Annotated in this window: 2 protein-coding genes; both read right to left on the reverse strand. The window is 67.4% G+C overall.

The annotated features are described in order from the left end of the window. The coding region (locus G3A44_RS23190) for a VOC family protein (protein WP_510587270.1) at window positions 1-264 on the reverse strand (264 nt) is incomplete at its 3' end. An 89-nt stretch (window positions 265-353) separates the two neighbouring features. Beyond that, window positions 354-568: TRAP transporter large permease subunit (locus G3A44_RS23195; RefSeq protein WP_163460120.1), on the reverse strand; the 215-nt coding region annotated here is incomplete at its 5' end.

The following is a 568-nucleotide window of genomic DNA, read 5'->3' on the forward strand; positions in this document are numbered from 1 at the left end:
GCGCTCGGTCAGCGGCGGGGCGCCGTTCAGGCCGCCCTCGGCCACGTCCTGGTGGGCGTTGATGATGACGTTCATGCCCCCCTGGCGGTAGAGCAGCACCTCGCGCGAGCGGTGGCGCGCCACCGGCCGGAAACCCAGCCGCTCCAGCTGCTGGCCCAGCGCCTGCGGCCGGCTGGTGGCGTATTCGATGAACTCGATGCCCTGCAGGCCCAGGGGGTTGGGCAAGGGACCAAGGGCTTCTCTGGCGCTGGTGAAGGATGGCATGGGGCAGGCAGCTCCGTTCTGGGCCCAGGCCGTCGGCCTGGCGGTGGAGATTCTGGAACGAGATTCCAACGTTTGGAAAGCCGTTGGGCTCAGCTGGCGAACCAGCGGGCCGGCACGGTGACGATGGCGGGGAAGAAAACCAGCAGGAACATCACCGCGAACTGCGCGGTCATGAAGGGCAGCACGCCGCGGGTGACCTCGTCCATCTTCATCTTGCCCACGCCGGCCACCACATTGAGCACCGTGCCCACCGGCGGGGTGATCAGCCCGATGGCGTTGTTCATGATGAACAGCACCCCGAAGT

It is taken from the genome of Ideonella livida (genome assembly GCF_010499455.1).
Classification (GTDB): domain Bacteria; phylum Pseudomonadota; class Gammaproteobacteria; order Burkholderiales; family Burkholderiaceae_C; genus Ideonella; species Ideonella livida.